The sequence below is a fragment of the Arthrobacter sp. NPDC057009 genome, assembly GCF_042673905.1.
GTDB lineage: Bacteria > Actinomycetota > Actinomycetes > Actinomycetales > Micrococcaceae > Arthrobacter.
This window is the reverse complement of sequence record NZ_JBHUSB010000023.1, coordinates 43,403-66,672: the sequence shown is the minus strand read 5'-3', so window position 1 is coordinate 66,672 and position 23,270 is coordinate 43,403. Positions and strand designations below refer to the sequence as shown.

Annotated in this window: 21 protein-coding genes; 17 read left to right on the top strand and 4 right to left on the bottom strand. The window is 66.7% G+C overall.

The features are described from left to right. Positions 1–143: 143 nt before the first annotated feature. Positions 144–1,379, bottom strand: a complete 1,236-nt coding sequence (locus ACFTR6_RS19200) for a heparan-alpha-glucosaminide N-acetyltransferase domain-containing protein (RefSeq protein ID WP_377959077.1) — start codon at positions 1,377–1,379, stop codon at positions 144–146. Between the two features lie 115 nt (positions 1,380–1,494). Between ACFTR6_RS19200 and ACFTR6_RS19195 the strand changes: the two genes are divergently transcribed. From ACFTR6_RS19195 to ACFTR6_RS19165, 7 genes are all read left to right on the top strand, one after another. After that, positions 1,495–1,962: a hypothetical protein gene (locus ACFTR6_RS19195; protein WP_236783087.1), complete on the top strand. Its 468-nt coding sequence runs from the start codon at positions 1,495–1,497 to the stop codon at positions 1,960–1,962. Between the two features lie 265 nt (positions 1,963–2,227). Continuing rightward, positions 2,228–3,136 carry a 4-hydroxy-tetrahydrodipicolinate synthase gene (gene dapA / locus ACFTR6_RS19190; protein ID WP_076798131.1) on the top strand — a complete coding sequence of 303 codons (909 nt, stop codon included), beginning with the start codon at positions 2,228–2,230 and terminating at the stop codon, positions 3,134–3,136. A 42-nt stretch (positions 3,137–3,178) separates the two neighbouring features. Next, positions 3,179–4,870, top strand: a complete 1,692-nt coding sequence (locus ACFTR6_RS19185; protein ID WP_076798130.1) for a ribonuclease J — start codon at positions 3,179–3,181, stop codon at positions 4,868–4,870. A gap of 92 nt (positions 4,871–4,962) precedes the next feature. Continuing rightward, positions 4,963–7,851, top strand: coding sequence for a DNA translocase FtsK (locus ACFTR6_RS19180; RefSeq protein WP_377959076.1), 2,889 nt, complete (start codon positions 4,963–4,965; stop codon positions 7,849–7,851). A 24-nt stretch (positions 7,852–7,875) separates the two neighbouring features. Further along, positions 7,876–8,556: a CDP-diacylglycerol--glycerol-3-phosphate 3-phosphatidyltransferase gene (gene pgsA, locus ACFTR6_RS19175; RefSeq protein WP_377959075.1), complete on the top strand. Its 681-nt coding sequence runs from the start codon at positions 7,876–7,878 to the stop codon at positions 8,554–8,556. Further along, positions 8,553–9,038 carry a CinA family protein gene (locus tag ACFTR6_RS19170; protein ID WP_076798127.1) on the top strand — a complete coding sequence of 162 codons (486 nt, stop codon included), beginning with the start codon at positions 8,553–8,555 and terminating at the stop codon, positions 9,036–9,038. The genes pgsA and ACFTR6_RS19170 overlap by 4 nt, the downstream gene beginning before the upstream one ends. Before the next feature lie 203 nt (positions 9,039–9,241). Next, positions 9,242–9,691 carry a helix-turn-helix domain-containing protein gene (locus tag ACFTR6_RS19165; RefSeq protein ID WP_076798126.1) on the top strand — a complete coding sequence of 150 codons (450 nt, stop codon included), beginning with the start codon at positions 9,242–9,244 and terminating at the stop codon, positions 9,689–9,691. A gap of 170 nt (positions 9,692–9,861) precedes the next feature. Here ACFTR6_RS19165 and ACFTR6_RS19160 read toward each other — a convergent pair whose 3' ends face one another. After that, the gene (locus ACFTR6_RS19160) at positions 9,862–10,371 is read right to left on the bottom strand and encodes a MarR family winged helix-turn-helix transcriptional regulator (RefSeq protein ID WP_076803467.1); all 510 of its coding nucleotides are present in this window, start codon (positions 10,369–10,371) and stop codon (positions 9,862–9,864) included. Between the two features lie 42 nt (positions 10,372–10,413). On the opposite strand from ACFTR6_RS19160, the gene ACFTR6_RS19155 reads away from it, so the two are divergent. The 7 genes from ACFTR6_RS19155 to dapF all read left to right on the top strand — a co-directional run bounded on the left by ACFTR6_RS19155 (position 10,414) and on the right by dapF (position 16,980). After that, positions 10,414–10,653, top strand: coding sequence for a DUF3046 domain-containing protein (locus ACFTR6_RS19155; RefSeq protein WP_377959074.1), 240 nt, complete (start codon positions 10,414–10,416; stop codon positions 10,651–10,653). A gap of 197 nt (positions 10,654–10,850) precedes the next feature. Next, positions 10,851–11,903 (top strand): recombinase RecA, encoded by a 1,053-nt coding sequence (recA, locus tag ACFTR6_RS19150; protein ID WP_076798124.1) that lies wholly within the window; start codon positions 10,851–10,853, stop codon positions 11,901–11,903. Between the two features lie 115 nt (positions 11,904–12,018). After that, positions 12,019–12,534, top strand: a complete 516-nt coding sequence (locus tag ACFTR6_RS19145) for a regulatory protein RecX (protein WP_377959081.1) — start codon at positions 12,019–12,021, stop codon at positions 12,532–12,534. A gap of 22 nt (positions 12,535–12,556) precedes the next feature. Further along, on the top strand, positions 12,557–14,119 hold the full coding sequence (miaB, locus tag ACFTR6_RS19140) for a tRNA (N6-isopentenyl adenosine(37)-C2)-methylthiotransferase MiaB (RefSeq protein WP_377959073.1): 1,563 nt from the start codon (positions 12,557–12,559) through the stop codon (positions 14,117–14,119). 4 nt (positions 14,120–14,123) lie between these two features. Continuing rightward, positions 14,124–15,023, top strand: a complete 900-nt coding sequence (gene miaA / locus ACFTR6_RS19135; protein ID WP_377959072.1) for a tRNA (adenosine(37)-N6)-dimethylallyltransferase MiaA — start codon at positions 14,124–14,126, stop codon at positions 15,021–15,023. A 32-nt stretch (positions 15,024–15,055) separates the two neighbouring features. After that, complete coding sequence (locus ACFTR6_RS19130; protein ID WP_377959071.1) at positions 15,056–16,027, top strand: DMT family transporter; 972 nt, start codon at positions 15,056–15,058, stop codon at positions 16,025–16,027. Continuing rightward, the gene (dapF, locus tag ACFTR6_RS19125) at positions 16,024–16,980 is read left to right on the top strand and encodes a diaminopimelate epimerase (protein ID WP_377959070.1); all 957 of its coding nucleotides are present in this window, start codon (positions 16,024–16,026) and stop codon (positions 16,978–16,980) included. Before ACFTR6_RS19130 ends, dapF begins: the two co-directional genes overlap by 4 nt. On the opposite strand, the gene ACFTR6_RS19120 is transcribed toward dapF, so the two are convergent. Next, a complete protein-coding gene (locus ACFTR6_RS19120; RefSeq protein ID WP_076798118.1) occupies positions 16,961–17,575 on the bottom strand; it encodes a class I SAM-dependent methyltransferase in 615 nt (204 codons plus the stop codon). The genes dapF and ACFTR6_RS19120 overlap by 20 nt on opposite strands. A 413-nt stretch (positions 17,576–17,988) precedes the next feature. Here ACFTR6_RS19120 and hflX point away from each other — a divergent pair, with 413 nt between their 5' ends. Together hflX and ACFTR6_RS19110 are read left to right on the top strand one after the other, a co-directional pair. Then, on the top strand, positions 17,989–19,566 hold the full coding sequence (hflX, locus tag ACFTR6_RS19115) for a GTPase HflX (protein ID WP_076798117.1): 1,578 nt from the start codon (positions 17,989–17,991) through the stop codon (positions 19,564–19,566). Then, positions 19,559–21,625 (top strand): ATP-dependent DNA helicase, encoded by a 2,067-nt coding sequence (locus tag ACFTR6_RS19110; RefSeq protein WP_377959069.1) that lies wholly within the window; start codon positions 19,559–19,561, stop codon positions 21,623–21,625. The genes hflX and ACFTR6_RS19110 overlap by 8 nt, the downstream gene beginning before the upstream one ends. Positions 21,626–21,702: 77 nt before the next feature. On the opposite strand, the gene lexA is transcribed toward ACFTR6_RS19110, so the two are convergent. Then, positions 21,703–22,461 (bottom strand): transcriptional repressor LexA, encoded by a 759-nt coding sequence (gene lexA, locus ACFTR6_RS19105; protein ID WP_377959068.1) that lies wholly within the window; start codon positions 22,459–22,461, stop codon positions 21,703–21,705. 325 nt (positions 22,462–22,786) lie between these two features. Here lexA and ACFTR6_RS19100 point away from each other — a divergent pair, with 325 nt between their 5' ends. Continuing rightward, positions 22,787–23,242, top strand: a complete 456-nt coding sequence (locus ACFTR6_RS19100; RefSeq protein ID WP_377959067.1) for a LysM peptidoglycan-binding domain-containing protein — start codon at positions 22,787–22,789, stop codon at positions 23,240–23,242. The last annotated feature ends 28 nt before the right edge of the window (positions 23,243–23,270 follow it).

Sequence of the window (23,270 nt, the reverse complement as noted above, 5' to 3'; positions counted from 1 at the left end):
GGCTCCATGCCTACAATCACCACCGAGCCCACACCGCCCTCAAAGGTCAGACACCGGTCAGCCGCGTCACCAACCTCTCAGGTCAATACAGCTAGGTGTACTAACACGGTTGGTTGGTCACGCTCCCGACCGGCCGCCCTGCGTTAGCGGACCCTTGCCGGCTGGTGCCGTCCTACCTGGTTCGCGGCGTGCCCGAGCCATTCCAGCGGACCGCGCCATTTGAGTACGGCGAAAACCATCCCGATCACGATGGCCAGCGCCGCGTGCGCGAAGTACATCCCGTCCTCGGTCCAGCCCACGGGCAACGGCTTGAGGTGGAACGACGCCACGACGCACACGTGGGCGGTGTACAGCGTCAGCGTCATGGCGCCGGCTCCGCGCAGCGGAAGCAGCAGGTCCAGAGCCAGCCACTGTCCCAGCCGGCCCACCAGGAGGCAAAGGCCGACGGCGGCTGCCGCCACGCCGCTGGTGTGCAGCAGATCGAGTGTGGTTCCGGAATGGGGTGCACTGCTGGCGAGCCACCACCAGGACCCTTCCTGGCGGACGCCGGCCAGATTGACATGCAGGAGGCTGTCCAGCGGATAGTTGGGGTCCGTGAGGATGTCCTGCAGGGCGGCACGGCCGCCCCATTGCTCCATCGCCGCGGTGCCCAGGACTTTGGCGAAGGCCGCCACCACGATGCCGCCGAGCAGCAGCAACACCGGAACGATGGCCGTGGTCAGGGCGAGCCGGCCGATGGCGAGTCCCACGAGCAGATACGAGATCCACTGGAACACCGGGTAGTACCCGGTCAGGAACAGTTCACCAAGCAGTTGTCCCGGGGTGGTGAGGTCTTCCCAGCCGGGGTTGTGGTTGAGCTGCAGGGGCGGATCCGGCGCCATGAGCCAGGGCCGCAGCAGGAAGGCAATGAGCGGGGAAAGCAGGATCCAGCCCGCTGCCCAGGCGCACAGGGCCTTCAGCTGCAGCCCGATGAACGGCAGCACACACAGAAACAGCACCGCATAGTGCACCAGGATTATCGCCACGTTGACGTCGAGTCCGCCGAGAGCGAGCCCGACGACGGCGATCACCAGGGCGCGCATCGCGATGCCGCGGCGCGCAGCCGTGAGTGCCGGTCCGTCAAGAGGCTGTTGCTTGCCGGTGGAGAGGGCGAGGCCGATTCCTGCCAGCACCGCAAACAGGGCGGCAGCGCGGCCGGAGAACGTCAGGCCCACCCAGGTCGGGGTCAGGGCGGCATTGGGCTCGAAGGTCGGGAGCAGGTGCGTGGCCATCATGCCGAGCAGGGCGAGGCCGCGGGCAGCATCTATTCCAGCAAGACGGACGCCTGACGCCGGCCCCTTCGCTGTTTTGGACGATGCAGCCGTGCTCCGCGAGGTCATGATGTGATCGTCTCACATTGGCACGGCGACCTTGGGCTCCGTGCCCGGAGAAGCCGCCAGCATCGGGCCCTGACGAAGTCTTGTATTCGAATATATGTTCGAATAGAATTTCGGCATGAAGAAGTCATCCGGGCGTGCGGCAGATCACCAGCTGGAAGGGCGCGCGCTCGGTCGGCGCCAACAGTCCGAGGCTGATGCGTCCAAGGCTGGTTTGTCCGAGGCTCATTCGCCCAGAGCTCATTCGTCCAAGGCTGGTCTGCCCAGGGCTGACTCGCCGGTGGCTGACGCGCCCAAAGGTGATCCGCTCAAGGCGATGAGTCCCGGCGTGGTGGACTACCTCTTCCGGCAGCTCGTGGCAGGGGAGCCGGCCGAGGACGTCCAGTGGGGCCGGGAGGGTGTCGCGCTGTCTGCGCAGGCGCCCGGTGCGGAGCTGGCTCGCCGGCTGTCCGAAACGGATGTCGACGCGCTGACGCCCACGGAGCTGTTCCACTACGTCCGCGCCGCCCAGCGCCTCGCATTGTGGGCCGAATCGCTGCGGGAAACGGCCGTGGAGCGATACTGCTCGGGGCCAGAACCCGCCTGAGGCAGATGCTACCTGCCCCAGACCCTGCCTGGGGCAGACCCTGCGTAACGCGGACTCCGCCTGGGAGGGGCAGGAAAACCCCGTCTGGGAGTGGTAGGAAGAGTCCGCCTGGGAAGGGCACGAAGACTCCGCCTGGGAAGGACAGGAAAGGACGGTTCCGGCCAGCCCTCTCCACAGGCCGCCGCGGGCGTCCGCGCCGCAATTTGACGCTCATCACGCGGCGGCCATTGTCCTAACCTGCACGTGACAAGGTAACGTTTTTCCCATGGCTGACACTTCCGCGAATATTCCTGCTCTGGGCACCCTCCTGACCGCCATGGTCACCCCGTTCACGACGGACGGCAAGGTCGATTACCAGCAGGCCGCGGAACTGGCCACCAAGCTTGTTGACGACGGCTGCGACGGCCTCGTCGTCACGGGCACCACCGGCGAGACGTCCACCCTCACCGACGAGGAAAACCTCGGAATGTTCCGCGCCGTGATGGAAGCCGTTGGCGGGCGTGCCGCCGTCATCGCCGGCACCGGTACCAACGACACCGCCCACTCCGTGCACCTGTCCCAGGAAGCCGCCAAGCTGGGCGTCGACGGCCTGCTGATCGTCACGCCGTACTACAACAAGCCCAGCCAGGCCGGCGTCCGGGCCCACTTCGAGACCGTCGCATCCGCCACTGACCTGCCCGTCATGCTCTATGACATCCCGGGTCGGTCCTCCATCGCGATCGCCCCGGACACCATGATCCGTCTGGCCCAGCACCCGAACATCGTTGCCGTCAAGGACGCCAAGGCCGACTTCGCTGCAGCTACCCGCGTGCTCGCCGAGACCGACCTCGCCTTCTACTCCGGTGACGACGGACTGACCCTGCAGTGGATGGCCATGGGCGCCGTTGGCCTCGTGGGTGTCACCACGCACGTCGCCACCCGCCGCTTCCGGGAGCTCATCGACGCGATGAACGCGAACGACCTCGGAACTGCCCGCAAGATCAACTTCGAGCTGGAGCCGGTAGTGCGCGCAACGATGACCCGCGTCCAGGGTGCCGTTGCCGCGAAGCAAATTCTTAAGTGGCAGGGAGTCCTGCCCAACTCGATTGTCCGCTTGCCCCTCGTGGAGCCGGACGAAGCCGAGATCGAAACCATCCGCGAGGACTTGGCGGAAGGAGGGCTGGTCTTTTCCTGACGGACTGAGACCGGCACTCTTCCGTCTGGAAAGAAGTGCATTATGACCCAAGTAGCCCTCCCCGGCCTCGTTACGCCTCCCCGCCTTCCCCAGGGCACCCTGCGGATTGTTCCGCTGGGCGGGCTCGGCGAAATCGGCCGGAACATGGCTGTGTTCGAGATCGACGGCAAGCTGCTGGTTGTCGACTGCGGCGTCCTTTTCCCCGAGGAAACCCAGCCCGGCGTTGACCTGATCCTGCCCGATTTCTCCTACATCGAGGACCGGCTCGACGACATCGCTGCCGTCGTCCTGACGCACGGCCACGAGGACCACATCGGGGCCGTTCCGTACCTGCTGCGGCTCCGCAGCGACATCCCGCTCGTGGGGTCGCAGCTGACCCTGGCCCTCGTTGAGGCCAAGCTGCAGGAACACCGGATCAAGCCCTACACCCTGTCCGTCAAAGAGGGGCAGGTGGAACAGTTCGGCCCCTTCCAGTGCGAGTTCGTTGCGGTCAACCACTCGATCCCCGACGCCCTGGCGGTCTTCATCCGCACTGCCGGCGGCACCGTGCTGCATACGGGTGACTTCAAGATGGACCAGCTGCCGCTCGACGGCCGCATCACCGATCTCCGGCACTTCGCCAAGCTGGGCGAAGAGGGCGTGGACCTGTTCATGTCCGACTCCACCAACGCCGACGTCCCGGGATTCACCACCGCGGAGAAGGAAATCGGCCCCACCCTGGACCGGGTCTTCGCCCAGGCCAGCAAGCGGATCATTGTGGCGTCGTTTTCCTCGCACGTCCACCGGGTGCAGCAGGTCCTCGACGCCGCCTACAAGCACGGCCGCAACGTCGCGTTCGTGGGGCGTTCCATGGTCCGGAACATGGCCATCGCCGCCAAGCTCGGCTACCTGCACGTGCCCGACGGCATCCTCGTGGACCTGAAGAACATCGACACGCTGCCGGACAACCGGGTGGTGCTGATGTCCACCGGTTCCCAGGGCGAGCCCATGGCCGCGCTGTCCCGCATGGCCAACGGCGACCACCGCGTGGTGGTGGGTCAGGGCGACACCGTCATCCTCGCGTCAAGCCTCATTCCCGGCAACGAGAACGCAGTCTTCCGCATCATCAACGGCCTGCTGAAGCTCGGCGCCGACGTGATCCACAAGGGCAACGCCAAGGTCCATGTCTCCGGCCACGCCGCGGCAGGGGAGCTGCTCTACTGCTACAACATCCTCGAGCCGCTGAATGCCATGCCGGTGCACGGCGAAACCCGCCACCTGATCGCCAACGGCAGGATCGCAGAGGAATCGGGCGTTCCGACGGCCAGCGTCCTGCTGGCAGACAACGGCACCGTGATCGACCTCCGCGACCACCAGGCTGACATCGTGGGCCAGGTCGAGGTCGGTTTCGTGTACGTGGACGGCTCGAGCGTGGGCGAAATCACCGACGCGGACCTCAAGGACCGCCGCGTCCTGGGCGATGAAGGCTTCATCTCCATCATCACGGTCATCAACCGGGCCACCGGCAAGGTGGTCTCCGGCCCCGAAATCCACGCCCGCGGCGTCGCCGAGGACGATTCGGTCTTTGACGACATCATCCCCAAGATCAACGCCGCGCTGGAGGAGGCCGTGCTGAGCAACGCGGACCACACCAACCACCAGCTGCAGCAGATCGTCCGCCGCGTCATCGGCACCTGGGTCAACCGGAAGCTCCGCCGGCGCCCCATGATCATTCCGGTGGTCCTGGAGGCCTAACTGCGGTTCCGGGGGCTGGGTGCACCTGAACACAGCCCCCGCAGGCCGGGAAATCCGCGGTTCTGCCGCGGCGGTGGAGTACCGTGGCAGATATGGCCACTCGTACTTCCCCCGCGCCAAAACGAACCCCCAGCAGTAAATCGGGCGCATCCACCGGCCGCAGCGGTTCGTCCGCAGCCAAATCCGGCCGGGCCGGATCGTCCGGCGGCAGTGCCCGCACACGCCAGCTTCCCGCCGTCGAACACCGGCAGCCCTGGCTGCTGCGGGTGGCCGGCGGGGCCTGGCTGGGCATCGGCCACGTGGTGGGCGGGGGAGTGCGCCGCATCGGCCAGGACGTCAGCGACGTTGCGCCCGAAGATCGCCGCGACGGGGCCGCCCTGTTCAACCTGGCGCTGGCGATCTTCATCGCCACCTTCGCCTGGTGGGGTCTGCGCGGCTGGTTCCCGGACGCCGTCTACGCCGTAGTCAACGGCACCTTTGGCTGGATGTCCCTGGTCCTTCCGCTCATGCTCTTCGTATGCGCCTGCAGGCTGTTCCGGCAGCCCGTCGACGGCCGCGGAAACAACCGCGTGGGCATCGGCTTCCTCATCATGACGTTCGCCGGCTGCGGCATCGCCCACATCGTGGGCGGCCAGCCCACAGTCAGTGCGGGCTTCGACGGGCTGCGGCAGGCCGGCGGCATGCTGGGGTTCCTCGCGGCCTCCCCGCTGGCCGCCATTCACCCCGCTGTCCCGGTAGTCCTGTACGGGCTGCTGGCCTTCGTGTCCGTGCTCATTGTCACGGCCACGCCGTTCAGTGCGATTCCGCGGCGTCTCCGCGCTGCCTATGAGCACCTGATGGGCATCGACCTCCAAGAGAACGACCGCGACGTCCACGACCGCAGCTACCTGTACGAGAACACCCCGCCTGCACCGAAGAAGAAACGCAGGCGCCTCTTTGGCAAGGATGAGGAATCCGACCCCCGGCTGGAGGGCTACGTCGGGGACGAAGCCTTTGAGCATGCCGTAATCGACGACGACGACGCGTCACCGGCCGCCGGCAAGGAACCGCCCGCTGTGGCCCCCGGAGTCCGGCGGCCCACCCAGGCAGAGATCGCCGTCGAAAAGATCAAGGCCGCCCAGGGGCTTGGCGCCAAGGGCGCCGACGCCGAGAACGCGACGGAGGCCATCCCGCTCGTCGCCCCGGGCATGCCCGGCGCGGCCGGTGCACCCGGTGCGGCTCCGGCCGCTGCCGTGCACGTGCCTTCCAAGCCGGTGGCGCCCGCACCGGCGCCCACTCCGATCCCGCAGCGCACGGAGCAGCTGTCCCTCGCCGGCGACGTCACCTACACGCTGCCGTCGTCGGATGTGCTGACGCCCGGTTCCATTCCCAAGGAGCGCACGGAAGCCAACGACGCCGTCGTGGCCGCCCTGACCGACACGCTCCAGCAGTTCAACGTCGATGCCACGGTGACCGGCTTCAGCCGCGGCCCGACCGTGACCCGGTACGAGATCGAACTGGCTCCCGGCACCAAGGTGGAGCGGGTCACCGCCCTGTCCAAGAACATTTCCTACGCTGTCGCCTCGAGCGACGTGCGCATCCTCAGCCCCATCCCGGGCAAGTCCGCCATCGGCATCGAAATCCCGAACACGGACCGTGAGACCGTATCGCTCGGCGACGTGCTGCGCAGCCAGAACGCCCGCCGCACGGACCACCCCATGGTCATGGGCGTCGGCAAGGACGTGGAGGGCGGCTACGTCGTGGCCAACCTCGCGAAAATGCCCCACCTGCTCGTGGCCGGTGCCACCGGCGCCGGTAAGTCCTCCTTCGTGAACTCCATGATCACGTCGCTGCTGATGCGCGCCACCCCGGACGAGGTCCGCATGGTCATGGTGGACCCCAAGCGTGTGGAACTCACCGCCTACGAAGGCGTGCCGCACCTCATCACGCCCATCATCACCAACCCCAAGAAGGCCGCGGAAGCGCTGCAGTGGGTGGTCCGTGAGATGGACGCCCGCTATGACGACCTCGCCAACTACGGCTTCAAGCACATCGACGACTTCAACAAGGCAGTGCGTGCCGGCAAGGTCCAGCCGCCGGTGGATTCCAAGCGCGTCATCCGGCCCTACCCGTACCTCCTGGTGATCGTGGACGAGCTTGCCGACCTGATGATGGTGGCACCGCGCGACGTCGAAGATTCCATTGTCCGCATCACGCAGCTGGCCCGTGCCGCCGGTATCCACCTGGTGCTCGCCACCCAGCGACCGTCCGTCGACGTGGTCACCGGCCTGATCAAGGCCAACGTGCCGTCGCGCATGGCGTTCGCCACCTCCTCCGTGACCGACTCCCGGGTGGTCCTGGACCAGCCCGGGGCGGAGAAGCTGATCGGGCAGGGTGACGCGCTGTTCCTGCCGATGGGTGCCTCCAAGGCGATGCGTGTGCAGGGCGCCTGGGTCAGCGAATCCGAGATCCACAAGGTGGTTGAGCACGTCAAGGGCCAGCTCCAGGCCGTTTACAGGGATGACGTCGCACCCGAAGCCGAGAAGAAACAGATCGACGACGACATTGGGGACGACCTCGAAGTGCTGCTGCAGGCCACGGAGCTGGTGGTCACCACCCAGTTCGGCTCGACGTCGATGCTGCAGCGCAAGCTCCGCGTGGGGTTCGCCAAGGCCGGCCGCCTCATGGACCTGCTCGAATCGCGCGGCGTCGTCGGGCCGTCGGAAGGCTCCAAGGCACGCGACGTGCTGGTCAAGCCTGACGACCTCGCCGCCGTGCTGGCTGCGATGAAGGGCCAGGAGGCGCCGGCCGCTGCCGATTCGCAGACTGCGGCGCTGAGCGACAACGCCAACGCCAATATTGCCCAGGGCGGCTACGCGGAGGACCTCGTTGCCGCCGACCTGGACAACCGCACCCAGAGCGTCGACTATTACGACGGCGCCGACAGTTCCGGTGACGACGAGGACGGCTCCGAGGACGCCTGGTCCCTCACGGGCCGCTAGTCCTGAAGACGGTAGCCTAGAAGGGTGACTAGCACCGAAGCGGCCGCGGCCGGCTCCAACAGCTCCGGGATCTGGAATCTCCCCAACATCCTCACGATGCTCCGCATTGTGCTGGTGCCCTTCTTTGTGTGGTTCCTCATCGCCGACGCCCCGGGCCTGCACAGCGAGTCGAGCGGGTGGCGCTGGGCGGCCGTGGCGGCGTTCGCCGTCGCGATTTACACGGACAAGCTCGACGGCGACATCGCCCGCAGCAGGGGACTGGTCACCGACTTCGGTAAGATCGCCGACCCCATTGCCGACAAGCTGCTGACCGGATCCGCCCTGGTCATGCTGTCCCTCCTGAACGAGCTGCCGTGGTGGATCACCCTGGTGATCCTGGTCCGGGAATGGGGGATCACGGCGCTGCGGTTCTTCGTGATCCGCTATGGCGTCATCCCGGCCTCGCGGGGCGGCAAACTCAAGACCGTCGTGCAGACCGTCGCCATTTTCCTTTACCTTCTGCCGCTGGCCGCCATTGCGCCCTGGCTCACCTGGGTGGCCCTTGCGGTGATGCTGGCGGCCGTGCTGATCACCGTCTGGACCGGCGTCGAATACGTTGTCCAGGCCCTGAAGGTCAGGTCGGAGGGGCTCCGCAGGCGGGCGCAGGATGCCTCCAGCAGTGACGTTTCCAACCCGGACACGCCCAAGCAGGAGGGCCAGCTGTGACGAATCTGCACCGGATCGCCGGGGAGGCCGTAGCGGCGGCGGTAGGCCGTGGCGTCACAGTCGCCACGGCGGAGTCGCTGACCGCGGGAATGGTCGCCGCCGTCCTGGCCGACACTCCCGGCGCTTCGGCCATGCTGCAGGGCGGTGTGGTTTCCTACAACAACACTGTGAAGCGGGACGTTCTTGGCGTTCCCCAGGAGCTGCTGGACACGGTCGGATCAGTGGACGAGGCGGTGGCCGCTGCCATGGCGGAAGGGGCGCGGCGCGTATGCGGCGCAGACCTCGCCGTTTCCACCACCGGCGTGGCGGGCCCTGGCGCCCATGACGGCAAGGCCGTGGGGACCGTCTTCGTGGGCGTGGCTACTGCGGAGGGTGCGCATGCCTTCCCTTACATCTTCCAGGGCACGCGGGCAGAGATTCGCGGGCTGGCCTGTGGCGCTGCTTTGGAGCGCTTGCAGGAAGCCTTGAACGCGCTGAGCTGACCCTCCGGCTGGCCGCCGACTTACCCGCGGATGGCCCGCCGAGTGCGCTAAGCTACCGACAGTAAGGTTGCTGGGAACAAAAAGCGATTCCGAATAGTTGTCACATTGTGTCGCCTCTCCTTGAGGGAGGCGCCTAGGATGAAGAGAACATATGCGGTTTGCGTCACAGTGAACCGGAACCATGAGGGAGCAAGGCGATACAGATGGTAAAGCAGCCCGTGTCCGTAAACGGCGTTGTCCGCTGGAAGGACGTGGGCCTCGCCGATCAGGCCAAGAGCGAACAGAAGGAGCGCAAGATGGTTGTACTTCGTCACGAAATCGGTGATGTCCTGCGCGATGTCCGCCAGCGTCAGGGGCGTACGCTCCGCGAAGTTTCGCACAGCGCCCGGGTGTCCCTGGGTTACCTGAGTGAAGTGGAACGCGGCCAGAAGGAAGCTTCCTCGGAACTCCTGTCCTCGATTTGCTCGGCGCTGGATGTTCCGCTTTCCAGCATGCTTCGCGAGGTCAGCGACCGCGTGGCAGTCGCTGAAGGCGTTGCCGTGCCGGACACCGTCCCGCAGGAATTTTCCCAGCGCTACGGCCGTGACCTTGAGCGTGACCTGAGCAGCGAGCTTAACAACGAGCTCGCCACGGAACTGCTCTCGGCCCGCTAGTAAAATCCGGTAAGCCGGACCACATAACTGCAGCAAAGGCCTCCGGCACTGTGCCGGAGGCCTTCGCTGTGCCCTGAGATTTGAGTCGCTGTGCCCTGGAATTTCACTGTGCCCTGCGATTTGGGCCGGGCGCGCGCAGCCAGCCTTTCCTGGCCTGCAGTCGCTATTTGCTAGGACGCGCCGTCGCGGGGGAATCCGTCGCGTTCGTAGGTGGCATTGAGCTTGGCCATGTAGGCAGCCAGTGCCTCGAGGTCCTCCACCGGCCATTCCCCCAGCCGTTCACGGAACACCTGCCGCCGGGCGTCCTGCACCTGGTGCATCTTCGCTTCGCCCTCGTCCGTGAGCCGGATCGTCTGGGCACGGCCGTCCAGCGGGTCGGCTTCCTTTACCACCAGGCCGATGCTCTCAAGGAAGGCGATCTGCCGGCTGACGGAGGGCTTGCCGACGCCGATGCAGGAGGCAAGTTCGGTGAGCCGGATGGGCCCGTTCTTCCGGATCACGGTGAGCAGGCCGTAGGCGGCGGGCTCCATGTCCGGGTGGACTTCACGGGAAAGCTGCTGGGAGACGGACCGCGCCCGGCGCCAGAAAATGCTGATCTGATGCTCCACATTGGTCAGCGCCGTATCAAGCGTGTCCTCGACGGGGACCGCGACTCCGGGGGCTTCAGCGGGGTTGCTCATGGCAACCATTCTAGAGCGAGCGTCCGTGAGAGACTCTATTTCGTGAGGATTAGTGATTTCTGGCGGCTGATGGACGACGAATTCGGCTCCGGCTACTCGCGCGTGCTGGGCGGCTCCCTCGTCCTTGCGGGAGTCGGCGGCCGGACGGCAGCCCAGGCCCTGGCCGCAGGCGTCAACCCCCGCGACATCTGGCTGGCGGTGTGCGATGTGCAGGACGTCCCTGAGGAGCGCCGCCTTGGCCGCGACATCAAACCACGCCAGTCCGGGCCAGACATGGTCTAGAAACTCGACCCCGCCGCTGACACGCCGACCGATTGTTCGAATATCTGTTCGGGTGCGACTATGCTTTTTGGCAGCGGGTTATCCACATACGCGCGCCTGCCCGGCAACAATGTCAGCGGGTGGCGTTAGCGTCGGTGATGACAGACAAAGGGCCGCACAGGCCCCTCCAAAGCGAGAAAGCATTAGAGGTGTGAACCATGGCGGCAGCCCCGGATCGTGAAAAAGCGCTTGAAGCAGCGCTCGCACAGATTGACAAGCAGTTCGGCAAGGGATCGATCATGCGGCTGGGCGACGAAACCCGCGCTCCCATCGAGGTCATCCCCACCGGCTCCATCGCACTGGACGTCGCGCTGGGAATTGGAGGCCTTCCGCGGGGCCGTGTCATTGAAATCTATGGCCCGGAATCGTCGGGTAAAACCACGGTCGCCCTGCATGCCGTGGCCAACGCCCAGCGCAATGGCGGCATCGCTGCCTTCATCGATGCCGAGCACGCCCTTGACCCCGAGTACGCCGCCAAGCTCGGCGTGGACACGGACGCCCTGCTCGTCTCCCAGCCGGACACCGGTGAGCAGGCCCTGGAGATTATGGACATGCTGGTGGGTTCCGGCTCGCTGGACATCGTGGTCATCGACTCCGTGGCAGCCCTGGTGCCGCGCGCGGAAATCGAAGGCGACATGGGCGACAGCCACGTCGGCCTGCAGGCACGCCTCATGAGCCAGGCCCTGCGAAAGATCACCGGACGGCTGAGCCAGACCAAGACCACCGCCATCTTCATCAACCAGCTGCGCGAAAAGATCGGCGTGTTCTTCGGCTCGCCGGAAACCACCACCGGCGGTAAAGCGCTGAAGTTCTACGCCTCCGTGCGCATCGACGTCCGCCGCATCCAGACCCTGAAGGAAGGCGCCGACTCCGTCGGTAACCGCACCAAGGCCAAGATCGTCAAGAATAAGATGGCCCCGCCCTTCAAGGTCGCCGAATTCGACATCATCTACGGCCAGGGCATCTCCCGTGAGGGCGGCATCATCGACATGGGCGTGGAGCACGGCATCATCAAGAAGTCCGGCTCCTGGTTCACGTACGACGGCGACCAGCTCGGCCAGGGCATGGAGAACTCGCGCCGCTTCCTGCGCGACAACCCCGAACTCGCCGCTGAACTCGAACGGCTCATCAAAGAAAAGCTCGGCGTGGGAACCAAGCCCGCCGCCGACGCTGAGGCCTCACCGAAGCTGAAGGCCGTTGACGGCTTCTAACAAACGCCGGTCCTCTTCGGCCTTCGCCAAGGCCGGAGGGGACCGCACTCCAGGACCCGGCACTGCAGGACCCGGCCCGGAGCCTGACGAGGACGGGGAAGCTGATCCGGCGTCGGTGGCACGCGCCATCGTCCTGCGCCAGCTGACCGCGTCACCCAAGAGCCGGCTCCAGCTGGAACGCAAGCTGGCCGAACGCAACGTACCGGAGGATGTTGCCGCCGCCGTCCTGGACCGGTTCGAAGAGGTCCGGCTCGTGGACGACGCTGAATTCGCGGACATGTGGGTCCGGAGCAGGTCGCAGTCGCGCAGGCTGGCCAAGGGGGCTCTGCGCCGCGAACTCGCGGAAAAAGGCATTGACGCCGACACGGCGGCCTCCGCACTGCAGCAGCTGAGCGATGAGGACGAGGAAGCCGCCGCACGTCATCTCGTGCAACGCAAGCTGCGGCCGGGAACGGACCTCGCAGATCGGGCGGAACGCGACAAGACCACACGGCGGCTTGCCTCCATGCTCGCCCGGAAGGGGTACCAGCCCGCACAGGCCTTCCGGGTCGTGGGCGAGGTCCTGGACGCTGCCGCCGGTACTGCCGAGGACTACGAGGGGACAAGCGAGGCCACCGCTCACTGGGAGTGAGTGCACCCGTTACCCTTAATGGGTGAGTCTGACCTATCCTTCCCCCGCAACCGGCACCGAGAACCAACCCAGCGGCGACGCCGTTGAGCACCGCACCTACCAGGTGCGCACCTTCGGCTGCCAGATGAACGTCCACGACTCCGAGCGCATGGCGGGCATGCTCGAAGCAGCCGGCTACATACCGGCCGACGGCGACCAGGCCGACGTCGTGGTTTTCAACACGTGCGCGGTGCGGGAGAACGCCGACAACAAGCTCTATGGCAACCTGGGCCAGCTGGCGCCCATCAAGGCTGCAAACCCCGGCATGCAGATCGCGGTGGGCGGCTGCCTCGCGCAGAAGGACCGCGACACCATCCTGAAGAAGGCGCCCTGGGTTGACGCGGTCTTTGGCACGCACAACGTCGGCGCCCTGCCCGCCCTCCTGGACCGGGCCCGCCACAACAACGAGGCGCAACTGGAGATCCTCGAGTCCCTGGACGTCTTCCCGTCCACGCTGCCCACCAAGCGCGACTCCGTCTACTCCGGCTGGGTATCCATTTCCGTCGGCTGCAACAACACCTGCACCTTCTGCATCGTCCCGTCCCTGCGCGGCAAGGAGAAGGACCGCCGGCCCGGAGAGATTCTCGCCGAGGTCCAGGCGCTGGTGGACGACGGCGCCATCGAGGTGACCCTGCTCGGGCAGAACGTCAATTCGTACGGGGTGGAATTCGGGGACCGCCAGGCCTTCTCCAAGCTGCTGCGCGCCTGCGGCGAGATCCCGGGCCTCGAACGGGTGCGCTTCACCAGTCCGCACCCTGCCGCGTTCACCGACGACGTCATCGATGCCATGGCCGAGACACCCAACGTCATGCCGCAGCTGCACATGCCGCTCCAGTCCGGCTCGGACAAGGTGCTGCGGGACATGAAGCGCTCCTACCGGTCGGCAAAGTTCCTGGGCATCCTGGAGAAGGTCCGCGCCAAGATGCCGCATGCCGCGATCTCCACGGACATCATCGTCGGGTTCCCGGGGGAGACCGAAGAGGACTTCCAGGCAACGCTGGACGTCGTCGAAAAGTCCCGCTTCGCCACCGCCTTCACTTTCCAGTACTCCAAGCGGCCCGGCACCCCGGCCGCGGACCTGCCGGACCAGCTGCCCAAGGCCGTGGTGCAGGAACGCTTTGAGCGCCTCACCGCGCTGCAGGACCGCATCGCTGCCGAAGAGAACGCCAAGCAGCTGGGGCGCCAGGTCGAAGTCATGGTCACCGCCCAGTCCGGCCGCAAGTCCGAGGAAACCCACCGCCTCTCGGGCCGCTCCCAGGACCAGCGCCTGGTCCACTTCACGGTTCCGGACGGCGCTCCCGCCCCGAGGCCCGGCGACCTCGTGACTGTCACCATCACCGAAGCGGCCGCCTTCCACCTGATCGCGGATCCGGCCAGCGCGGCCGATTACTCCCTGCGCCGGTCCCGTGCGGGCGATGCCTGGGACAGGGCACAGGCCGACTCCTGCGGTACCCCTGCGCCGGGTACGGCGGCACCCGGTGCGGGCGGGGGCGGCAGGACGGGCGTCTCGCTCGGCATGCCGTCGATCCCGGCGCGGGGCCGCTGACCCGGTGGCGGGCCAGCCCCCCGTCATAGCGGTCGTTGGGCCCACCGGATCGGGGAAGTCCGACCTCGCCGTCGAACTTGCCCTTTCCCTGGATGGTGAGGTGATCAACGCCGATGCCATGCAGTTCTACCGCGGCATGGACATCGGCACCGCCAAAGTCACCGAGGCTGAACAGCGGGGCGTACCGCACCACCTGCTGGACATCCTGGACGTGACGCAGGAGGCCTCGGTGTCCGACTTCCAGCAGCAGGCCAGGGGCGCCGTCGCCGATATCCACCGCCGCGGAAAGCGCGCCATCCTGGCTGGCGGATCCGGCCTCTACGTACGCGCCGCCCTTGACGTGCTGGACTTTCCGGGGACCAACCCGGACATCCGCGCCCGGCTTGAGCGGGAGAACGCCGAGGCCGGGACTGCGGCGCTGCTGGACCGCCTCCGGGCGGTGGATCCCGTCTCCGCGGGGCGCCTCGGCGACGCCCGGCGCATCATCCGCGCGCTGGAGGTGTTCGAGCTGACGGGCCGCCCGTTCAGCTCCTTCATGCCAACCCGCGAGTACTATCAGCCGGCCATCCAGATCGGACTGGAGGTGGACCGCGAGCAGCTGCGGGACCGGCTGGCCGTCCGGGTCCACCGGATGGTGGAGCGGGGACTGCTGGCGGAGGTCGAACGGCTGGACGCCCAAGGCCTTCGCCGGGGCAAGACCGCGCCCCGCGCGCTGGGCTACGCCCAGTTCCTTAAAGTGCTCGACGGCGAGGCGGACGTGGCGCAGGCAGCCGAGGAAACCATCGTGGCCACCAGGCAGTTTGCCCGCCGGCAGCTGACGTGGTTCCGGGCCGACCCCCGCATCACCTGGCTGGATTGGCAGGACCCCGGGCTGGCTGCAAAGGCAGCAGCCCTCTGCCGCTGAGCCGGCACCAACACACCGGAAGAAAGACTCACATGACCCTCGCCGTCGGCACCAAACCCAAGCGCGCTTCGCGGCGGTCCCTGACGGTTGCGATCGCCTCGCTGCTGGGGGCAACGCTGTTCTGGGCCGGCAATTACGTTGTCGGGGCCGGCGCAGTGGAAAGCATCGACCCCCTTAGCCTCGTCCTCCTGCGCTGGTCGCTCGCCGTGGTTCCGCTGCTCGCCATCGCCCAGATGGTGGAACGTCCGCAATGGCGCCAGGTACTGGCCGCCTGGCCGTGGCTGGTCGCGCTCAGCGTGTTCGGGCTGCTGGGCTACAACCTGCTTCTGTACACGGCCCTCGAACACACGGATCCATTCAGCGCCTCCCTCATCAATGCCTTCAACCCGGCACTCATTACCTTGGCAGCTGCCGCGTTCCTACGGGAACGCCTGACCGGCAGGGCTGTTGGCGGCGTTCTGATCGCGCTGACCGGGGTGCTCCTGGTCCTGAGCAACGGTGACGCCGGCAAGCTGCTGCAGGTGGGATTCGGGGCCGGTGAGCTGTTCATGATCGCGGCCATTGCAGCATGGTCCGCCTACACGATCACCGGACGCCTGGCCCCGCCGCTGCCCCCGATAACTGCCACAGCCGCGCAGGCCGCGATCACCGTTGTTGTGCTCACACCGCTCAGCCTCGCCGCCGGCGGTCCTGCCCTGCCAGCCACCCAGGGCGCCATCACCTCCCTGGCATTCATCGCGGTCTTCCCGTCGGTGCTGTCCTACCTGCTCTGGAACCGGGCCCTCACAGTCATCCCGGCCGGCAGTGCCGGCGTGTTCCTAAATCTCATCACCGTCTTTACCGCCCTGTTCACGATCCTCTCCGGGCATCCCTACTCCATGGCCCAGATAGCAGGGGGTGTGATTGTCATCGCCGGCATCCTCCTGACCAGCGCCCGCAGCCAGCGCGGGAGCTCCGGGCCGTTTTCCTGGCGCCGACGGCAGCCGGGTAACCTTGAATCATGAATGAGACCCTTGCAGAAACAGTCCGGCCCGCCGCCACCACCGGGGGTTCGACACTGAGCGGACTGCGGTTCTCCAAGGGCCATGGCACTGGCAACGACTTCGTCCTGGTCGCTGACCCGGAAGGCGTGCACGCCATCTCTGCGGAGCAGGTGGCCCAGCTGTGTGACCGCCACCGCGGCATCGGCGGGGACGGCCTGATCCGCGCCGTCCCGTCCCGGCTCCTGGACGAGGGCCGTCAGCTGCTTGCCGGGAACCCCGACGCCGAATGGTTCATGGACTACCGCAACGGTGACGGTTCGCTGTCCGAAATGTGCGGCAACGGCGTGCGGGTGTTTGTCCACTTCCTCCTGGCCGAAGGCCTGGCGGAACTGCCTGCCGGCGGTTCGCTGACCATCGGCACCCGCGGCGGGGTCAAGACCATTGTCCGCACAGGTGACGGCTACGCCGTCGACATGGGCCCCTGGGAGTTCATCTTCCCGGACGAAGCAGCGGCCCGCGCCATGGACTCGCTTGTCACCGCCGACGGCCTTGAGGTGCCGCGGCCGGCGCTGTCGGTCAGCATGGGTAACCCCCACACCGTCGTCGCCCTAGCCGAGCTGTCCGAACTCCAGGACACCCAGCTCTTCACCGCCCCGTACGTCGACCCGACCCCGGCCAATGGCACCAACGTCGAGTTCGTTGTTCCGGCCGAGCCGCTGGTGCACGACGGTGTGGGCACCGTAACCATGCGCGTCCACGAACGCGGCGTCGGTGAAACGCAGTCCTGCGGCACCGGCGCATGTGCGGCGGCGGTGGCCATCCGCCATTGGGCCGGGCAAGGCGCCCCGGACGCCTGGCAGGTCAAGGTTCCGGGCGGCGTCGTGGGCGTGAAGTTCTTCACCGTTGCCGGCGGCCGCGAGCACGTTGAACTCAGCGGCCCGGCAACGATCGTTGCTACCGGGACGCTTTCCTGACCCGCAGGATCCTGAACGACTTGGATGTGCTTTCCCGGGTCACCGTGAAGGAATCATCCAGCACCTCGGCCAGCCAGCGCTGAAGTGAATCCGAGCCCAGGTTCTTCTGCACCACCAGCCATGCAGAACCGCCCGGCGCCAGCCTCGGCAGCCACAGCAGCAGCAGGGTGTGGAGTTCATCCTTGCCGATCCGGATCGGCGGGTTGGACCAGATGGTGTCGAAACGGATCTCGGGGTCCACTTCGTCCGGCGTGCTGGCCGTGACGTTGCCTAGCCCCAGCAGCTCCGCATTCCCGTTGGTAAGGGCGATGCACCGCTCGTTGACGTCGACCGCGTAGACGTGCGCGTGCGGGGCGCGCAGCGCCATGGTCAGGGCGATGGGTCCCCAGCCGCAACCGATGTCGAGCAGGTTCCCCTGGGGTGCGGGAGGGGGAACCTCGGCCAGGAGGATGGCCGTTCCCTTGTCGATGCCGTCGGGGCTGAAGATGCCCGATGAGGTCTGCAGCTTCCGCGTTTCACCGGCCAGTTCCACTGTGAGGGGCTTGCGGGTGAACGGCCCCGCAGGTGAGGCGCTGAAATAATGGGCAGACTCCATAACTGGCCAGATTAGTGGGCTGCCCGCCTGATGGGAAACCGGGCGGATGCGAAAACCGATAGCGGTGTTCTGCTATCCTAGAGGGCATGTTCCTGATTTTTGAGTAGCCGGCTTTCTTTGCCCGCGGCTTTCAGCCGCCGGTACCGGCCCGGGGCGTCCCGCTCGCGCGATGCAGGTGTACCACCTTCCGCCACGGCGCAGCCTAAAGCAGCTCAGCTGAAACGGCGCAGCTTCAAACAGCCCAGCGCAGCCCACGCAGCACTCGATCAGTCCACTTCCCGCCGTCCAGCGTCTTCCGCTGCCGGCATGTCAGGAGCACCTCCATGACCCCTCGCAGTCAGCCCAGCGCGAATACCGCAGCCAAGGGCGGCAATCAGCACTATTCTGAAGATGCAGAACCTTCAAAGGAGAACATGACGAATCAGCAAAACCCAGGATCCGACCCGGCAGCCCAGGACATGAGTCCTGAGGAAATCCAGGCTGTTATCGACCGGATCCTCGCCAAGGACATCCCGGCGAAGAATGCCGCGCCTGCCAATGGCAGCCGCACGGACAGCCAGGGCGTCCTGGGCAAGGCGCAGGCCATCTCGCAGCTCTCCGAGGAGCACAGCGCGTTCGACGGCGACCAGCAGGATCTCGAGGAACGCCGGGCACTGCGCCGCACGGCCGGGCTTTCCACCGAACTTGAAGACGTCACCGAAGTCGAATACCGGCAGCTACGCCTCGAGCGCGTAGTCCTCGCCGGACTCTGGACCGAAGGCACGCTCGCCGACGCCGAAAACTCGTTGCGTGAACTCGCCGCGCTGGCGGAAACAGCCGGCTCGGAAGTCCTCGACGGACTCGTCCAGCGGCGCGCCAAGCCTGACCCCGGAACATTCCTCGGGGCGGGCAAGGCCCTGGAGCTCAAGGACGTCGTGATGTCCACCGGCGCCGACACCGTGGTGGTGGACGCCGAACTCGCCCCGTCCCAGCGGCGTGGCCTTGAAGACATCGTCAAGGTGAAGGTCATCGACCGCACGGCGCTCATCCTCGACATCTTCGCCCAGCACGCCAAGAGCCGCGAAGGTAAGGCCCAGGTGGAGCTGGCACAGCTCGAATACCTGCTCCCGCGCCTGCGCGGCTGGGGTGAATCCATGTCCCGCCAGGCCGGTGGCCAGGTGGGCGGCGCAGGCGCCGGCATGGGCTCCCGTGGTCCCGGTGAAACCAAGATCGAACTGGACCGCCGCAGGATCCGCACCCGGATGGCCAAGCTGCGGCGTGAGATCGCCGCGATGAAGCCGGCACGGGAGACCAAACGGGCCAACCGCCGTCGTAATGAGGTGCCCTCAGTGGCCATCGCCGGATACACCAACGCCGGTAAGTCCTCGCTGCTGAACCGCCTGACCGACGCCGGTGTCCTGGTGGAGAACGCCCTGTTCGCCACCCTCGACCCCACGGTCCGCAAGGCCGAGACCGCCGACGGCGTGGGCTACACGCTGGCCGACACCGTGGGCTTCGTCCGCTCCCTTCCCACCCAGCTGGTGGAGGCCTTCCGCTCCACCCTCGAGGAAGTTGCGGATGCGGACCTGATCCTGCACGTCGTGGACGTATCCCACCCGGACCCGGAGGGCCAGATCGCGGCCGTGCGCTCGGTGTTCGCCGAGGTGGATGCCCGCAAGGTGCCCGAGATCATCGTCCTGAACAAGGCCGACGCCGCCGACCCCTTCGTGGTGGAGCGGCTCAAGCAGCGCGAACCGCGGCACGTCGTGGTCTCGGCACGTACCGGGGAGGGGATCTCCGAGCTGCTCAAGGCGATCAGCGATTCCATCCCGCGGCCGAACGTCAAGATGCAGCTCCTCGTCCCGTACCACCGCGGTGATCTGATCAGCAAGCTGCACGACTCCGACGCGGAGATCCTGAGCATGGATCACGAGGAGGGCGGCACGCGCGCTGTGGTCATGGTCCGGGAAGGCCTTGCGGCTGAACTGGAATCCTTCAGCACCGATGACTGACGGGGCGGCGGGTGCGGCAGCCCCAGCGGATGCCTCGGCCGGCGAGCAGCGCGTGGTCGAGCTGCTTGACCGTGCCGTGGCAGGCATGGGCGGCCAAAGCCGCACCGGCCAGCATGAGATGGCACGGCAGGTGGCTCGCGCAATCGAAACGGGCGACCACCTGCTGGTCCAGGCCGGCACGGGTACCGGCAAGTCGCTGGCCTACCTGATCCCGCTCATCGCCCACTCGCTTCAGAGCGACAAGCCGGCGCTCGTGTCCACCGCCACCCTGGCCCTGCAGACCCAGATCGTGGGCCGGGACCTTCCCCGTCTGCTGGAAAGCCTCAAACCGGCACTCGACCGGCCCGTAAAGGTGGCGCTGGTCAAGGGCCGCGCCAATTACGTCTGCCGGCACAAGCTGGAGGGCGGCTTTCCCAGCGAGGAACCCTCGGAGGGCCAGCTCTTCTCGCTGGGCGAGGACACCAGCGTCCCGCATTTCGCCGCGGCGGTGGGCGGCCCTTCATCACAGCTCGGCAAGGAGGTGGTCCGGCTCCGCGAATGGGCCGAACAGACCACCACCGGCGACCGTGACGAGCTGCTTCCCGGCGTCACCGACCGGGCCTGGCGGCAGGTGTCCGTCACGTCCATGGAATGCCTCGGCTCCCAGAAATGCCCGCTCGCCGAAGAGTGCTTCAGCGAACTTGCCCGCCACAACGCCGCGGAAGCCGACGTTGTGGTGACCAACCACGCCATGCTGGCTGTCAGCGCCTTCGAAGGGCTGGCTGTGCTGCCCGAATACGATGTCGTGGTGGTGGACGAGGCCCACGAACTCCAGGACCGGGTGACCGGCGCGGTATCGGGGCAGCTGTCAGTGGCAATGGTCCATGCCGCGGCGTCCGGTGCCCGCAAGCACACGGGCATTACCGTTGACGCCCTCAACACGGCGGCCGCCAACCTCGAGGTGGCGCTTGCCGGAGTGCCTGGCGGCCTCCTGCCGAACGGCCTGAACGATGAACAGCTGGACTGTGTGGACCAGCTTCGTGAGGCCTGCCGTGCGGCGCTGTCTGATTCCAAGGGGGACAGCAACACAACGGCCGACGGCGGGCGGCAGCTTGCGCGGTCCCGCCTGCTGGTGATTTTGGAGCTGTGTGAACGGCTCATCGCCGCGCGGGAAAACCGCGAGGTGGTCTGGTTCTCACGGAACAGCACGTTTGATCCCCAGCAGGGATACTCGGCGCCCGACGAGACCGCCCCGGCACTGATCAACATCGCGCCGCTGAGCGTGGCCGGCCGGCTCCGGGAAGGCCTGTTTGCCGGGCATACTGTGGTGCTCACATCGGCCACGCTCGCCATCGGCTCCGCCTTCGAACCCGCCGCAGGCGGCCTGGGCCTGTTGGGCGACGGCGCGCCCAGCTGGACCGGCGTCGACGTGGGTTCGCCCTTCGACTATCCCCGGCAGGGCATCCTGTACGTGGCAGGCCACCTGCCGAAGCCCGGCCGCGGCACGTCGCCGGAGGCGCTCGACGAGCTCGAGTCACTGATCCGCGCGTCCGGCGGGGGAGCACTCTGTCTGTTCTCCTCCCGGCGCGCCGCGGAGGAAGCGGCAGATGCCCTGCGCATGCGGCTGGATGTGAGCATTCTCTGCCAGGGCGAATCCACCATGACGGCGCTGGTGAAGCAGTTCGCCGACGAACCGGACACCTGCCTGTTCGGCACGATGTCACTGTGGCAGGGCGTCGACGTGCCGGGCGGATCGTGCCGCCTGGTGGTGATCGACAGGATTCCCTTCCCGCGGCCGGACGATCCGCTGATGACCGCGCGGTCCCGGGCCGTCGCCCAGGCCGGCGGCAACGGCTTCATGTCGGTATCGGCCACGCACGCGGCCATCAGGCTTGCCCAGGGGGCGGGACGGCTCATCCGGTCCACGAATGACAAGGGGGTGGTGGCGGTGCTGGATTCCCGGCTGTCCACCGAACGCTATGGCGGATTCCTGCGCGCCGCCCTGCCGCCGTTCTGGCCCACCACGGACCGGAAGACCGCAGTCGCCGCACTGGAACGGCTGGCCGGCGCGCAGGCATAGCGAAGCCCCGGGCTGCTGATGCTGCCCGGGGCCAATGGAGTTTCTGCTACAGCGAGCTTGTGCGGCAGCGACCGGTGCTACAGCGAGCGGAGTACTGAAACCACCTTGCCCATAACCACCGCGTGGTCGCCCAGGATGGGCTCGTACTGGGTGTTCTGCGGGAGCAGCCAGGTGTGGCCGTCGCGCTGCCTGAAGGTCTTGACCGTGGCTTCATCGTCGAGCAGCGCGGCGACGATGTCACCGTTGACGGCGTCGCTTTGCCTGCGGACCACAACCCAGTCCCCGTCGCAGATGGCGGCGTCCACCATGGAATCGCCCGCGACCCTGAGCATGAACAGTTCGCCGTGTCCCACCAGCTGGCGGGGCAGCGGCATCAGATCCTCCACCATCTGGTCCGCGAGGATGGGGCCGCCGGCGGCGATCCGGCCGACCAGCGGCACCATGGCCGTGTCCATGGCGCTGGGCAGTTCTGTCACCGTTGCGCCTGCGGCTGTGCCTGCCGGGCTCAGGGCTGAGGCCTTGTCCGCGCCGCCAGGCTTTGCTGCCCGCGCATCCAGGGTCAGCGGCATCAGGACTTCCATGGCGCGCGGCCGTTTGGGGTCACGCCGCAGGTAGCCGAGCTTCTCCAGCTGGGAGAGCTGGTGGGTGACGCTGGACAGGCTCGCAAGGCCGACGGTGTCGCCGATTTCACGCATCGACGGCGGGTAGCCGTTCTCGTTCACTGAGCGCTGGATGGTTTCCAGAATCTTTTTCTGCCGGACTGTGAGTCCCTTAGGGGTCCGCTGAGACCGCGGGCTGCGCTGGGGAGCCTTGCCGTCAGAGGCCTGTGCTGCCATGTTCGCCAACGCCTTTCCGTTCCTCCCGGCCGCGGTAGCTGCAGTGGCCGGGAACTTCCGGCCTGAAAAATGTCAGACCCTGCTGATCAACTGCAGATGTGGTTGTTCTGTGATTTCCAACGTAGGCCAGCCATACAGCTTTTTCAAACATTTGTTCTAGCGAGTCTCGACTTAATTCGTTGATAGGTGCTAAAACTAGGAAAAGCAAAGTTCGAACATGTGTTCTAGTTAGGCTCGCTTGTCGGCCCGGTGTTCGAACTGTTTGTTCGAACGCGAGGCAGTACAACCGCGAGGCAGTACAACTTGGTCCAGGAGGGCTCACGCCATGTCAGCTTCAACACACGCCGCTTCAACACACGCCGCTTCACCGCGCGCCATTTCACCAACAGCCCGGTTCGCAGATTCCCGGGACAGTGGTAAGCCCGCCGTCCCGGCGAAGTCCGGTGCCGCATCCCGCCCGGGCAAGCCGCCGCGCCTCCGGCTCACGCGCCGCGGCCGCATTGTCCTGATCGGCCTGCCGCTTGTCCTGCTCGCCGCCCTCATTCTTTCCCTGGCAGGGCTCCTGAACTCCCCGGCCAAAGCGGCGGACAATGCCAGCGGACTGACCGTCACCCCAGCGGTTTCGGTCACGGTGCAGCCCGGTGAGTCCCTCTGGGCCATCGCCGGAAAGGTGGATCCGGACCGTGATCCCCGGGATGTCATCGCGGACATCGTCCAGCTCAACGATCTCCAGGCAGGCAAGGTCATGCCCGGCCAGCAGCTGTTTGTGCCGCGGAAATAAGGCGGCCAGAAGTGGGGCAGGGGTGCCT